The organism is Pseudomonas sp. D2002 (genome assembly GCF_013385735.1).
Taxonomy (GTDB): Bacteria; Pseudomonadota; Gammaproteobacteria; order Pseudomonadales; family Pseudomonadaceae; genus Aquipseudomonas.
Genome location: NZ_JACAPL010000010.1, coordinates 281,757 through 295,721 on the forward strand (window position 1 = coordinate 281,757; position 13,965 = coordinate 295,721).

Below are 13,965 nucleotides of genomic sequence, written 5' to 3' on the forward strand. Positions count from 1 at the left end.
TGATCGCCCTTTCATTGAGCTGAGTCAAAGGATCGAACGGAACGATCTTTACCATTGGACGTACAACTTTTAACGTCCTTTTGGAGCTCCCATGAACAAGTCTCTGCTCGGCGCGTCCCTCTTCGCGCTCGCCCTCGCCGCCCCGGTCGCACACGCTCACGAAGCGGGCGACATTCTGATTCGCGCCGGTGCAATTACCGTGAATCCGAAGGCTGACAGCGGCAGCGTCAAAGTTGATCAAGGCCCATTGGCCGGCACCAACTTGGGCGGCAAGGCGACCATGAGCAGCGACACCCAACTGGGCTTGAACTTCGCCTACATGCTCACCAACCACGTCGGGATCGAGCTGCTGGCCGCCACGCCGTTCGAGCATGACGTGAAGATCAAGAACACCGCCCTCGGCGCCGCCAACGGCAAGCTCGGCACCCTGAAACACCTACCGCCAACCCTGAGCGTCGTGTACTACCCGCTGGACAACAAATCCGCCTTCCAACCGTACGTGGGCGCCGGTATCAACTACACCTGGATCTACGACGAGCACGTCGGCAGCCGCGCGGAACAAGCCGGTTTCAGCAACTTCAAGGCTGAAAACTCCTGGGGCTGGGCCGCGCAGATCGGCGCCGACTACATGATCAACGACAAGTGGATGATCAACGCCCAGGCGCGCTACATCGACATCAGCACCAAGGCCACCGTGGACAACAACGCGCTGGGCCAAGGCACACGCGCCAAGGTCAATGTGGACGTTGACCCGATGGTTTACATGGTAGGTATTGGTTACAAGTTCTAAGCGATATTTCACCAACACCACAACACCAATGTGGGAGCGGGCTTGCTCGCGAAAGCGGTGGGTCAGTCGACTAATCTGTTGACTGACACTCCGCCTTCGCGAGCAAGCCCGCTCCCACATTTGGTTTTGTGTGACGCTCAGCTATGCCGGTAAAACCGATCCAGCAACGCCGGCAACCCCGCCCGCCACGCCCGTGGCTTGATACCAAAGGTGTGCAGGATCTTCTTGCAGGCCAGCACTGCATGCTGCGGTTCATCCGCCGCATCCGGCCGGGCCGCGTGGGCCTGGGCGGTAGGCGATTCAATCGCCAACGGGTGAAAGTTACGCGCTTCGGTGAGGATCGCCTGGCCCAGCGCCAACGGCGTGGTCGCTTCGTGCCCGGCGTAGTGATAGGTGCCCCACAGCGGCGCCGCGCAATCGAGTTGCTTGAGCACCGAGATGATCACCCGCGCGGCATCGTCCACCGGCGTCGGGTTGCCACGCCGGTCATCGGCCATCAGCAATTCATCCGGCTTCTCGGCCCGCGCCAGAAAGCGCCCGAGGGTGCCGTCGACGCTGTCATCCAGCAACCAGCCAAAACGTAGCAGCACATGTTGCGGGCAGGTCGCGCGCACACTCTGTTCGATACGCCACAACGCCTGGCCGCGCAGGCCAAGCGGCACCGGCTCGTCTTTTTCGCTGTAGGCGGTGGCACGGGAGCCGTCGAACACGCGGTAACTGGAAGGCTGCAGCAAGGTGATGCTGTGGTGCTGACACAACTCAGCCAGGCGTTCGATGGCGAATTCCTGGGCAGCCAAGCGGGTTTCGCTGACGGCTTCGGCCTGGAACCAGTCGAAATAGTAGGCGAGGTTGATCAACGCATCGGGACGGGTGTCGTCGAGCAATTGGGTGAGGCTCGCGGCATCCCAGCCGTCTTGGGGCGGTTTGGGTGCGAGGAAACCGATGTCTTCCTCTGCACCGAGGCGAATCAGCGCCTGCCCGAGGGCATTCCCGCCGCCCAGTAACATAAGGCGCATTCGCATAGATTGAGCAGGCCCGGTCTGTTTGGAACGATGGTTATTATCGGCAGGCCTGTGGGCCTTACCGTTGGTGGTTGCCAGAATCGTTGCATTTTGCGGGTTTGTAGCGCAACCGTCACTTATAAAGTGCGGGGTTGCAACTTATGGGAGACGGCCGCATAACTCCCTGCATGAACCTTCATGAATCCACGGGCACGGTATTGAACGGCTTCCACCCCGCCGTCAGCGCCTGGTTCCGCAGCAGCTTCCCGTCGGTGACCGGCGCGCAGGCCCAGGCATGGCCGCTGATCCGCCAACGGCGCTCGACGCTGATTGCCGCGCCCACCGGCTCCGGTAAAACCCTGACGGCGTTCCTGGCCGTGCTGGATGACCTGGTTCACCAAGGCCTGGCCAACGGCGGGCAACTGCCGGATGAGACGCTCGTGGTCTACGTCTCACCGCTCAAGGCGCTGTCCAACGACATCCAGATCAACCTGCAAAACCCGCTGGCCGGCATCACCGAACAGTTGCAGGCCATGGGCCTGCCGCCCTTGGTGATCCGCACCGCCGTGCGCACCGGCGACACCCCGCAAAAAGACCGCGCGCTGATGCGCAAGCGCCCGCCGCATATCCTGGTGACCACTCCGGAATCGCTCTACGTGCTGCTGGGCTCGGACTCCGGCAGGCGGATGCTCGCCAGCACGCGCACGGTGATTGTCGACGAAATCCACGCCATCGCCGCCAGCAAACGCGGTAGCCACATGGCCTTGAGCCTGGAGCGTCTGCAAGGCTTGTGCGCCGAGCCGCTGACCCGCGTTGGCCTGTCGGCCACACAAAAACCCATCGAGGCCGTGTCGCGCTTTCTGGTCGGCGCGGGACGTGATTGCGCGATTGTCGATATCGGCCACGCGCGCCCGCGCGACCTGGATATCGAAGTGCCGCCGGTGCCGCTCTCGGCAGTAATGGCCAATGACGTGTGGGAACTGGTCTACGACCGCCTCGCCGCGTTGGCGCGCGAACACCGCACCACGCTGATTTTCGTCAACACCCGCCGCCTGGCCGAGCGCCTGGCGCGGCACTTGAGCGAGCGCCTGGGCAAGACCGCTGTGGCCGCCCACCACGGCAGCCTGGCCAAAGAGCTGCGCCTGGACGCCGAGCAACGGCTCAAGGCCGGCGAGCTGCAAGTGCTGATCGCCACCGCGTCCCTGGAGCTGGGGATTGATATCGGCGACGTCGACCTGGTGTGCCAGATCGGCTCGCCCGGTTCGATCAACGGCTTTCTGCAAAGGGTGGGCCGCTCCGGCCACCAGGTTGGCGGCACGCCCAAGGGGCGCCTGTTCGCCACCACCCGCGATGACTTGATCGAATGCGCCGCCCTGCTCGACTGCGTGCGCCGCGGCGAACTCGACACCTTGCAGATCCCGGTCGCGCCGCTGGACGTGCTGGCCCAGCAGATCATCGCCGAAGTCAGCGCCCAGGAATGGTCGGAACAGGCATTGCTCGACCTTATCCGCCGCGCCTCACCTTACGCGGCGCTGGACGAACGCCATTACCAGGCGCTGCTGCAGATGCTTTCCGAGGGCTATAACGGTCGCCAGGGCATCCGCAGCGCCTACCTGCACCGCGACGCCGTGACCCACACCCTGCGCGGCCGCCGTGGCGCCAAGCTGACCGCCGTGACCAGCGGCGGCACCATCCCCGACAACGCCGACTACAGCGTGTTGCTGGAGCCGCAGAGCCTGAATATCGGCAGCGTCAACGAAGACTTCGCGGTGGAAAGTATTGCCGGGGATATCTTCCAGCTCGGTAACACGTCCTACAGAATTTTGCGGGTCGAAGCCGGCAAGGTGCGCGTCGAAGATGCGCACGGCCAACCGCCGACCATTCCGTTCTGGCTCGGCGAAGCGCCGGGTCGCAGTAACGAGTTGTCGGCGGCCGTGGCGCGCTTTCAGGGGCAGTTGGACGCGTTGCTCAGCGCCACGCCCGGCGACTTGCAAGCCGCACAAGACTGGCTCACCGGCACCCTCGGCCTGAACCGCGCCAGCGCCGAACAGATCCTCGATTACCTGGCCCGCACGCGCCTGGCGCTCAGCGCGTTGCCGTCCCAGGACACGTTGATCATGGAGCGGTTTTTCGACGCGTCCGGCGGCACTCAATTAATCATTCACACGCCGTTCGGCAGCCGGGTCAATCGCGCCTGGGGCCTGGCCTTGCGCAAGCGTTTTTGCCGCACGTTCAATTTCGAATTGCAGGCGGCGGCGAGTGAAAATGCAATCGTGCTGTCGCTGTCCACCAGCCACAGCTTCGAGCTGGACGAAGTATGGCGCTACCTCAACAGCAACAGCGCCGAGCACATCCTGATCCAGGCCGTCCTCGACGCGCCGCTTTTCGGCGTGCGCTGGCGCTGGAACGCTGGGGTGGCCCTGGCGTTGCCGCGTTTTACCGGCGGGCGCAAAGTGGCGCCGCAGATCCAGCGCATGAAAAGCGAAGACCTGATCGCCAGCGTGTTTCCCGACCAGATCGCCTGCCTGGAAAACCTCGCCGGCGAGCGTGAAGTGCCCGAGCACCCATTGGTGGAACAGACCCTCGACGACTGCCTGCACGAAGCCATGGACAGCACTGCCTGGCTGGCGCTGTTGCGACGCATGGAAAGCGGCGAAGTCCGCCTGATCAGCCGCGACCTGCCGGCGCCCTCGCCCATGGCCGCCGAAATTCTCAGCGCGCGCCCGTACACCTTTCTCGACGATGCGCCCCTGGAAGAGCGCCGCACCCAGGCCGTGCTCAACCGGCGCTGGAGCGACCCGCACAGCACCGACGACCTCGGCGCGCTGGATGCCGACGCCATCGCCGGCGTACGCGAAGAGGCGTGGCCGGCGCCCCATGGTTTGGACGAAATGCATGAGGCGTTGATGAGCCTGGCCTGTATCGCCGCCAGCGAAGTCACGCCGCAATGGGCCGAGTGGCTGCGCGCTTTGGCCAAAGGTGGGCGCGCCTATCAGCTGAAAAATGGCCTGTGGGTGGCCGTTGAACGCTTGAGTTGTGTACAGGCGATCTATCCCAACAACTTGCCGCTGCTGCCGGGCTTTGATGAGCCGTGGACTGTTGATGAGGCGCTGGCGGAAGTATTGCGCGCACGCCTCGGCGGCTTCGGCCCGCTGACCTTGATAGAGATTGCCGCGCCGCTGGCTCTGCCGGTGGCGGACGTGACCCAGGCATTGGCGCGCCTGGAGCAGGAAGGCTACGTACTGCGCGGCCGCTTCAGCCCTGGCGCCACGCAAGAGCAATGGTGCGAGCGGCATTTGCTCGCGCGTATTCATCGCTACACGGTCAAGCGCCTGCGCCGGGAAATCGAGCCGGTGGCGTTACAGGACTTCATGCGTTTTCTGTTCGATTGGCAGCACCTCGCCGAGGGCACACGCGGCCAGGGCAGCGCCATGTTGCCGCAGATCGTCGCGCAGTTCGAAGGCTACGCCGCCGCCACCTCGGCCTGGGACACTGACCTGCTCAGCGCGCGGCTCAAGGATTACTCCTCCACTTGGCTCGACGACTTGTGCCGCAGCGGCAAGCTGGTGTGGACGCGGCTGAGCAACAAGGCCAGCGCGATGGCGCTGCGCAGTACGCCGGTGGTGCTGCTGCCGCGTAGCCAGGTGCCGCTGTGGAGTGGGCTCACCGAATTGACCGACAGCACCACGCTGTCGCCTAAAGCGCAGAAGGTCCACCTGGCCTTACGCGAGCATGGCGCGTTGTTTTTTGATGAGCTGGTGCACGAAGCCCATCTGCTGCGCAGCGAATTGGAAAGCGCCTTGCAGGAACTGGTCGGCGCCGGCCTGGTGAATGCCGACAGCTTCGCCGGCCTGCGCGCCCTGACCACGCCCGCCAGCAAACGCCAGGCGCGCAGCAGCCGGCGTGGGCGCGGGGCATTTGTTGGCGGCATGGACGACGCCGGGCGCTGGGCCTTGGTGCGCCGCTCGCCCAGCGCTGCCGGGGCGCATTCGGCCGAGACGCTGGAACATGTGGCGATGACCTTGCTGCGCCGCTATGGCGTGGTGTTCTGGCGGCTGCTGGAGCGCGAAGCGGACTGGTTGCCGAGCTGGCGCGAATTGCTGCGCACGTTCCATCGGCTGGAGGCGCGTGGTGAGATTCGCGGCGGACGGTTTGTCAGCGGCCTGGCGGGCGAGCAGTTTGCGTTGCCGGAGGCAATTCCGTTGTTGCGCGAAGTCAGGCGCAGACCACATGACGGCAGCTTGATTGCGGTGTGTGGGGCGGACCCGCTTAACCTGGTGGGCACGTTGTTGCCGGGCAATAAGGTGCCGGCGGTGAGTGGTAATCGGATTGTGTATCGCGATGGCGTGCCGGCGGCAGTGATGGTCGCGGGCAAGCAGCAGGTGTTGGTGGATGTTGATCAGCAGGCGGTGCAGGAAAAGCTGATCAGGCATTGAGGTGGAGTGACTTTGAAGGCCTCTTCGCGAGCAAGCCCGCTCCCACATTTTGACCGTATTCCAAAGATGTACTCGGTCGAATGTGGGAGCGGGCTTGCTCGCGAAGGCGTCAGCCTCAGACGCTATAAATCACTGGGTGCGCGGCTGCTCGGTCAACACCACCGAAACCGGCGCCTCTTCATCCGGCTCATCCACCTGCGCCGCACGCTTGGGCAGCCAAACCTGTTGTGGATAAGTTTGCGCGAAGTGCACCTCATCACAGTTATCCACAAGCTTTTTCAGGCGCTGGTTAAACGCACGACTCACCGCATATTGCCCGCCCGACACGGTGCGGAATTGCGCCGTGAGTACCACGCCGTTGAGGTCCATTTTGTCGACGCCAAATACTTCCAGCGGCCCTTGCAGGTTGTACTTGAGGAACACGTCGTCGCGGATCGATTGCCCAGCCTCGCGAATCAACTCCACGGCCTTGTCCACATCGGTGTCGTAGGTGAATTGCACCGAGAAGAATGCGTAGGCGAATTGCCGCGACTGGTTGGTGACCGCCTTGATCTGCCCGAACGGCACCGAGTGCACAAAACCCTTGCCGTCGCGCAGGCGCAGGGTGCGGATGGTCAGGCCTTCGACGGTGCCGGCGTGGCCGGAGTCGAGCACCACCCAATCGCCGATCGACAGCGTGTCTTCGATAATGATGAACAGGCCGGTGATCACATCCTGCACCAATTGCTGCGAGCCGAAACCGATGGCCAGGCCGACCACACCGGCACCCGCCAGCAACGGCGCGACGTTGATGCCCAGGTTGGCCATGGTGGTGATCGCGCAGATCACCACGAGGATGATCTTCACCGCGTTGCGCAGCAGCGGCAGGATGGTTTTGACCCGCGTACTCGGCTGGCGACTGGAGCGTTTATTCACCGGTGGTTTCAGCGCTTCCTGGATCGCGGTGTCGAGCACTACCCAGAACAACCAGGTCATCAACAGGATCAGGCCGATGCTGCTGAGGGAATCGCTGATCGCCCGGCCCACGGAGTTGCGCTGGGCAAATTCGAACAGCGATATGCCCCAGATACGCCCGAGGATTTCGATAAAGGCGACCGCCATGACAATGCGCAAGATAGCGTGCAGCAGGCTCAGGAAGCGTTCCTTGTAGGCGCTGCTGCGCTGGATCGCCACCTGGCTGCGGGACTTGAACAGGTGTTGCAGCACCGTGCTGAGAAACACCGTGCCGATCAGCAGAATGGTGGTGAACAGCGCGCAACGCAGGGCTTTCTGGTTGTCGTCGCCAGCGCCGATCAGGTTGATGGCCGAGACCAGCACCATCAACAGAATCGGCCAGTACCACAACCCGGAAAACACTCGCAGCGATTGCTGCAATGCCGGGTGTTTAAGGCGCTGGGCCAGCGGCCGATTGCGTATCAGATGCGCCACCGGACGACGCAGGCGCACCACCAGCACACCGAAAATCACCGCTGCAAACAGACCGGTGAACACCGCGATGCTGCTGGTGATATTGCCGCCCAATTGGCGAGCGATTTGCGGGCTGGTCAGCGCGTCGCTGAGGGCGGCGAGGAAGCCGATCAGGAACAGCGGTTTTGGGCAGTAGTCACGAATAATCTGCACGGCCGGGCGTTTGTGGCCGACGTTGAACATGACGATGACGCACAACAACATCGAGGTGGAAAAGATGCCGCTGCTGGTGGCGTAGGCAAAACACAGCGCCAGCGCGCGCCCTACCGATGTGGGTAAAAAATGGCTGACGTAGAGGGTCAATGGCAGACAGATAACGGCCGGAATCGTGTAGGGCACCACATAGCCCAGCACGGCTTGCAGGCGTTTGCGCTGTGCGACGAAATGCCGGCGACTCAAGCGTTGCACGATAAAGCGCCCCAGCAGCGTCAACACCGCAAAGGCGCCCACCCATACACCCGACAGCAGCAGGAAGTCGCCGGCCACGCTCCATGGCGAACGTTCGGCGGTCTGGTCGACCAGGCGCCCTACTTCGTCCGCCGCGCGATCGGCGCGCAAGCGCCAGGCGTCGATCAGGTTCTGGTTGAGGTCGAGCTTGTCTTGTACATCGTCGATGCTGGAACTGATGGCGCCGAGCAGGCCGCCTTCCACCAATAACTCCGGCTTGGCCGGCGCGGCAGGTTCAGCCGGCGCTGGGGTTGCGGCTTGCAATGCGCCATTGCCACACAACAGCAGCGCACCAAGCAGTAATGCAGTCTTTAGATTCAGCAAAACGCCGGGCCTCCATCAGCAGGGTCTGTAAGGAACTGACGGGTTTAAGCGCTGATCGTTCCCATGCTCTGCGTGGGAATGCAGCCTTGGGCGCTCTGCGTCTGCATTAAAAAGCGTGACGCGGAGCGTCACCGGAGGCATTCCCACGCGGAGCGTGGGAACGATCTGTCCAGTGTCGCCCCGGAAACTGTGGGAGCCGGGCTTGCCCGCGATGGCGGCCCACCGCTATCGCAGGCAAGCCAGCTCCCACACTTCTGACCGTGTACCGTCTGTAGGAACGGCGAAACTTTCAAGCAAAAACCGCAGTCATCCCAAAACGGAGGTCACCCGACCCTATATCCACGGGAGCAAGCATGGCGGCGATTCATATCGGCATATCCGACTGGCGCGGGGGGTTGTCATGACCCACCCGGAATTGATCCCCGTCACGCCCACCACGGCCATCACGCGGTTCACCGTGCTGACCGTGAATATCCACAAGGGCTTCACCGCGCTGAACCGGCGTTTCATCCTGCCCGAGCTGCGTGAAGCGGTGCGCAGTGTGGGCGCCGACATGGTGTTCCTGCAGGAAATCCACGGCACCCACGAACGCCACCCCCAGCGCTACAGCGACTGGCCGAAGATGCCGCAATACGAATTCCTCGCAGACAGCATCTGGCCGCAGTTCGCCTATGGGCGCAACGCGGTCTACCCGCATGGCGACCACGGCAATGCGTTGCTGTCGAAATTCCAGATCGTGCGCTACGACAACCTCGATATCTCGCAAAGCGGCCATGAAAGCCGTGGCTTGCTGCATTGTGTGTTGCGCCTGCCGGGCAGCGGCCAGGAGGTGCATGCGATCTGCATGCACTTGGGCCTGCGCGAGGTGCATCGCCAGCAGCAATTGCGTTTGCTGGAGCAGCGTATCAGCGAGATTCCTGCCGACGCGCCGCTGGTGGTGGCCGGTGACTTCAACGACTGGCGCCAGAAGGCCGACCTGAGCCGCAGCGGCCTCAAGGAAGTCTTCGTCGAGGCCCACGGCAAGCCCGCACGCACGTTCCCGGCGCGTCTGCCGCTACTGCCGCTGGACCGCATCTACGTGCGCAACCTGAAGATTCATAACCCCAAGGTGCTGACGACTCGGCCCTGGTCGCATCTGTCCGACCATGTGCCGCTGTCGGTGGAGATCGAGTTATGACTGTCGCAGTAGAGCACATTGCCACTGATCAGCCGCCGGACGAAGCCAAGGCGCGGGATGTCGATTACGGCTGGCAGAGCGGTAACCAAGTGGAGCTGCTGGAGAACGGCGAGGCGTACTTTCCCCAGGTGTTCGAGGCCCTGCGTGGGGCGCAGCGGGAGATCCTGCTGGAGACTTTTATTCTGTTCGAAGACAAGGTCGGCCATGAACTCAAAGGCATCTTGATCGAAGCGGCGCAGCGCGGCGTGAAGGTGGTGGTCAGCCTCGATGGCTTTGGCTGCGGCGAGCTGAGCCCGGCCTTTCTGGGCGAGCTGGCGGAGGCTGGCGTGCTGGTGCAGATGTTCGACCCGGCGTCGAAAAGGTTGGGGATTCGTACCAACTGGTTTCGTCGCCTGCACCGCAAGATTGTGGTGGTGGACGCCACGGTGGCGTTTATTGGCGGGATAAACTTTTCGGCTGATCACCTCGGCGATTTCGGCGCCGAAGCCAAGCAGGATTACGCCGTGCAAATCATCGGCCCGGCCGTGGCGGACTTGCACCATTTCGCCCTCGCCCAAAGTGGTCGCCAGGTTCGCACCCGGCGCGGCTGGCGGCGGCGCCAGCAACGGCCCTCGCTGTGGACGACCGCAAACGACGACGGCCTGGTGCGCCTGATCTATCGCGACAACGTGCAGCACCGCGACGACATAGAAGAGGCGTATATCCACGCGTTGAGCAAGGCGCAAAAACGCGCGGTGATTGCCAACGCCTACTTCTTCCCCGGCTACCGCCTGCTGCGCGAAATCCGCAATGCCGCGCGGCGTGGCGTGCACGTGCAACTGATCATGCAAGGCCAGCCCGATGTGCTGCTGGCCAAGCTGGCGGCGCGCATGCTCTACGATTATTTGCTCAAGGATGGCGTGGTGATTCACGAGTATTGCCAGCGCCCGCTGCACGGCAAAGTCGCGTTGGTGGATGACGATTGGAGCACGGTGGGCTCAAGCAATCTGGACCCGCTGAGCTTGTCGCTGAACCTGGAAGCCAACGTGCTGATTCGCGACCGCACGTTCAATCAGCAGCTCTACGAGCGCCTGGAAATGCTCGCCAAAAACCACTGCCAGACCATGCCGGAAAACCGCAAGCCGCGCCTGTGGTTATGGCGTTTGACCGTGGGCTTCCTGGTGTTTCATGTGATGCGCCATTTCCCCGCGCTGACCGGCTGGCTGCCCGCACACAAGCCGCGCTTGAAACCCTTCGAGAGCCAGGCCCATGACCGCTGAAGCCGGCAGTTCACGATTCAAGCGCTGGAAGAAACCGCTGACCATCGCCTTCTTCCTGTTGCTGATTGTGCTGTTCACCTTGCTCGCGCGGCGCATCGACTGGAGCGAAGTGCTGCAGACGCTGGGCGACTTCAAGCTGCGCACGCTGTTGATCGCCGGTGCGCTGACCCTGTGCAGTTTTCTGGTGTACGCCAGCTTCGATCTGATCGGCCGCACCTACATTCGCCAGCCGCTGCGCTGGAAGCAGATCCTGCCGGTGGGGATTATCAGCTATGCGTTCAACCTCAACCTCAGCGCGTGGGTCGGCGGGATTGCCATGCGTTATCGCCTGTATTCGCGGCTCGGCGTGAGCACCAGCAACATCGCCAAGATTCTTGGGCTGAGCCTGGCGACCAATTGGTTTGGTTACATGGCGCTGGCCGGCGTGGTGTTCAGCAGCGGCCTGGTGACGATGCCGCCCGGTTGGAAAGTCAGCACCTTGGCGTTGCAGGGCATTGGTGTGGTGCTGGTGTTGGCCAGCCTCGGCTACTTGGCGGCGTGCCGGTTTTCAAAGAAGCGTGCGTGGTCGATCAAGGGCATCGAGATCAATCTGCCGTCGTTGCGCATGGCGTGTTTACAGTTGGCCCTGGGCGCGTTGAATTGGTCATTGATGGCGGCGGTGATTTTTACCTTGTTGCCGGCCAAGCTGGACTATCCACTGGTGTTGGGGGTGTTGTTGATCAGCGCGATTGCCGGTGTGGTCACGCATATTCCAGCCGGGCTTGGGGTGTTGGAGGCGGTGTTTATTGGCTTGCTGCAGCATGAGGCGTCGCGCGGGAGTTTGCTGGCGGGGTTGATTGCCTATCGGGCGGTGTATTTTATTTTGCCGCTGGTTATTGCGTTGGTGATGTACCTCGCGGTGGAGGCTAAGGCCAAGGCGTTGCGGGTGAAAAAGACACCGGCTTGAGATATATGTCGATTGGTCTGGCGCCTTCGCGAGCAAGCCCGCTCCCACATTTGAAATGCATTCCAAAGGTGGGAGCGGGCTTGCTCGCGAAGGCGGCCTGAAGAGCACTGCATCAACGGGACTGGATGATGCTCAACCGCTCGCCCACCACCATCTCGGTAATCCAGTCCACCAGGATTGAGGTGTAGGCCTGCTGCGACACCGGGTCGCTCAACGAGTGGTCGGCGCCGTCGATGATGCGGTGGGTCAAGGAGTGAGTCTGCTGGCACGCCGCGCGGTAACTCATGATGGTGGCGTGGGGCACGTGGTCGTCGGTTTCCGACTCGACAATCAGCACATCGCCGGTGAATTTCGCGCAGGCATGCAGGGCGCGGTTGGTTTCGGCGTGCACCAGGGTGCTGCGGTAATCCATCAGGTCGGCCTTGTCCAAGTCGCGTTTGGGCTTGAGCCATTCCTGATCGCGGTACAGCGCCGGCACGCGCAGCGCCAGCCAGCGCACCGGGCGCAATGAGGTGAGAATCGCCGCCAGGTAGCCGCCGTAACTGGTGCCCACTACCGCCACGGCCGAGGTGTCGATGGCTGGGTGCGACAGCAAGCGGTCATACGCCGCCAGCAGGTCGCGCAGGTTGTCTTCACGGGTGACGCGGGACAACGGAATACCGGTGCCGGCATGGCCGCGCAGGTCGAAGGTCAGGCATACGCAGCCTAACCCGGCGATGCCTTTGGCGCGCTCAAGGTCGCGCTCCTGGCTACCGCCCCAACCGTGCACAAACAACACGCCAGGGACTTTGGATTTTGGGCTCAGGAAGGTGCCGCTCATCTGTTCGTCGTCGATATCGATCGCAATGCTTTCGCTTCTAGCCGTCATAAGATTTAACCGTCACGTACTTGAGAAGAAAGTCGCTGTTTTCTGCGGGGCCGCGATACACCTCAATGGCGTCTGCCGGCAGCGGTTGGTCCACGTAGGTTTCCACCGATGAAACGCGAATAGCGCGCAGGCCGGGGTTGTTGATAAAGCTCTGCAACGCCGCGACTTCCGCGCTGCTGGCCCCGCCCATGCGCCAGGATTGTTCGAGCACGCCGCTACGGCGCTGGCCTTCACTGTCCAGGCCTTGGGCGATGTCGTAGTTGCGCCGGGAGGCGTAGAAACCAGGGTAGGCCTCATCGGCCGCCGTGTCGAAAACCTGGGCTTGCTCGATGGCCTCACGTACGTCGTCGGGCAGGTCGAGCTTCAACAAGTCTTCGTAGTAGCCGGGCACCACCAGCAGGTTGGAGCCGCCATAGACGTCTTCGCCCTGCCCGTCCTGGGTGAGGTATTGCTCGCCGCAGTAGCTGAACACGTGATCGCCGATAAAACTCTGGCCCACGCTGTGGGTAACCACCTCGTGCAGGTCTTGCTCCAGCACCACGCCTTCGGCGAATAACTGCTGCGCTTCAGGCCGCGCCAGTAACGCCTCGAATTCGTCGAGACTGTGGATAACTTCTTGCCCACGGCCAGCGCAGGCATGCACGGGTTTCAGGCGGATCGGCCCGCTGTAGAGCAAGCGCGTGGCGGCGGGCAACGCGTCTTTCAGCGCGAACACACTCAGGCCGTCGAGCACGACTTTGCGCACACGCTCGCAGAACAACGGCGACCAACCCTCCGGCGCCGTGGATTCAGGGCTGAGGACACCATGGGTGATGGCTTTGGTGCAGATGAAATCGTGGTCGACATAACCGCCCCACAGGTCGTGCGGGCCTGTGACGTTGAGCTGGAGCGCCTGGGCGGCGCCGACCAGGGTTTGCGTGGGCAACAGATACAGCTCACGGTCGGTGTGTTTCTGCGGGTCATAGCTGCCGCCGAACTTGAGCCCCAATATCTGCGCCAGCCAGCGCGCCAGTGCGAGGTTGGTGCCGACTTCGTGCTGCGGTGCGCCTGCTCGCGTTGAGTGAGCGACCACCAGTTTCTTGCGTTGAGTCGGGGTCATGCGTCCCCCTTGGCTATCCTGCCATGTGTGTGAAAAGACTGTTGCAGAGATCAAGCCAAGGCACGACTGAAAAGGATGGTTGTTAAATCAACCAGTTACTGAAAAAGTAGTGGCAGTAGGCCTGTTTGATTCTGCACGACACGAGGTTAAA

The 13,965-nt window shown here is 62.6% G+C and carries 9 protein-coding genes; 5 read left to right on the forward strand and 4 right to left on the reverse strand.

Annotation, left to right across the window (positions count from 1 at the left end; genetic code table 11):
- The first annotated feature begins 91 nt into the window (after positions 1-91).
- On the forward strand, positions 92-790 hold the full coding sequence (locus HX783_RS20955; protein WP_159960266.1) for an OmpW family protein: 699 nt from the start codon (positions 92-94) through the stop codon (positions 788-790).
- Between the two features lie 137 nt (positions 791-927).
- Here the strand turns inward: HX783_RS20955 and HX783_RS20960 are convergent, their stop codons facing one another.
- Complete coding sequence (locus tag HX783_RS20960) at positions 928-1,812, reverse strand: sugar nucleotide-binding protein (RefSeq protein WP_116629445.1); 885 nt, start codon at positions 1,810-1,812, stop codon at positions 928-930.
- 167 nt (positions 1,813-1,979) lie between these two features.
- Between HX783_RS20960 and HX783_RS20965 the strand changes: the two genes are divergently transcribed.
- Positions 1,980-6,227 (forward strand): DEAD/DEAH box helicase, encoded by a 4,248-nt coding sequence (locus HX783_RS20965; RefSeq protein ID WP_177018094.1) that lies wholly within the window; start codon positions 1,980-1,982, stop codon positions 6,225-6,227.
- Between the two features lie 129 nt (positions 6,228-6,356).
- Here HX783_RS20965 and HX783_RS20970 read toward each other — a convergent pair whose 3' ends face one another.
- On the reverse strand, positions 6,357-8,465 hold the full coding sequence (locus tag HX783_RS20970; protein WP_177018095.1) for a mechanosensitive ion channel family protein: 2,109 nt from the start codon (positions 8,463-8,465) through the stop codon (positions 6,357-6,359).
- 400 nt (positions 8,466-8,865) lie between these two features.
- On the opposite strand from HX783_RS20970, the gene HX783_RS20975 reads away from it, so the two are divergent.
- The 3 genes from HX783_RS20975 to HX783_RS20985 are packed head-to-tail and all read left to right on the forward strand — an operon-like array spanning position 8,866 to position 11,847.
- On the forward strand, positions 8,866-9,642 hold the full coding sequence (locus tag HX783_RS20975) for an endonuclease/exonuclease/phosphatase family protein (protein ID WP_159960274.1): 777 nt from the start codon (positions 8,866-8,868) through the stop codon (positions 9,640-9,642).
- A complete protein-coding gene (gene clsB / locus HX783_RS20980; RefSeq protein ID WP_177018096.1) occupies positions 9,639-10,901 on the forward strand; it encodes a cardiolipin synthase ClsB in 1,263 nt (420 codons plus the stop codon). Before HX783_RS20975 ends, clsB begins: the two co-directional genes overlap by 4 nt.
- The gene (locus HX783_RS20985) at positions 10,891-11,847 is read left to right on the forward strand and encodes a lysylphosphatidylglycerol synthase domain-containing protein (protein ID WP_159960278.1); all 957 of its coding nucleotides are present in this window, start codon (positions 10,891-10,893) and stop codon (positions 11,845-11,847) included. The genes clsB and HX783_RS20985 overlap by 11 nt, the downstream gene beginning before the upstream one ends.
- A gap of 112 nt (positions 11,848-11,959) precedes the next feature.
- Here the strand turns inward: HX783_RS20985 and HX783_RS20990 are convergent, their stop codons facing one another.
- Together HX783_RS20990 and HX783_RS20995 are read right to left on the reverse strand one after the other, a co-directional pair.
- Positions 11,960-12,715, reverse strand: a complete 756-nt coding sequence (locus HX783_RS20990) for a S9 family peptidase (RefSeq protein ID WP_177018097.1) — start codon at positions 12,713-12,715, stop codon at positions 11,960-11,962.
- Positions 12,705-13,814 (reverse strand): DUF3182 family protein, encoded by a 1,110-nt coding sequence (locus tag HX783_RS20995; protein WP_177018098.1) that lies wholly within the window; start codon positions 13,812-13,814, stop codon positions 12,705-12,707. Before HX783_RS20995 ends, HX783_RS20990 begins: the two co-directional genes overlap by 11 nt.
- Between the last annotated feature and the right edge of the window lie 151 nt (positions 13,815-13,965).